The organism is Treponema sp. R6D11 (genome assembly GCF_054786075.1).
This window is the reverse complement of record NZ_BDHD01001258.1, coordinates 1-347: the sequence shown is the minus strand read 5'-3', so window position 1 is coordinate 347 and position 347 is coordinate 1. Positions and strand designations below refer to the sequence as shown.

The window sequence follows — 347 nt, the reverse complement described above, 5'->3', positions numbered from 1 at the left end:
GGCGAAGTGGGTTATGAAAGGACGGAAGAGGAAGAAAAGGCGCGGCAGGGCCGTCGTATACGGCATGAAAAGGTAGAAGTAAAAATCGGAGATCAGGCGGGACAGATAAAACGCCGCCTGGATATGGCGCCGGAACTGGATTTGGAAACTCCGAAATCAGGAAAGAAAAAATTTGGCCGCTGGGACGAAACAAACCCGCTGGACGATCCGTCAATTCCCATGAAAGCCGGCTACTGGGATCGAATTAAAATGGACAGGCTGGCCGGCCAGCCCGAATTCGAAATAAAATCCCCCGGCCAGGTTTTTTATTCGATAATTTCACTCTTTAGCGACATTGTTGATTATGT

Annotated in this window: 1 pseudogene; it reads left to right on the top strand. The window is 49.3% G+C overall.

Annotated features, from left to right (window positions below):
* A pseudogene (locus ACYVTD_RS18340) lies at positions 1 to 347 on the top strand (hypothetical protein); the annotation flags it as partial.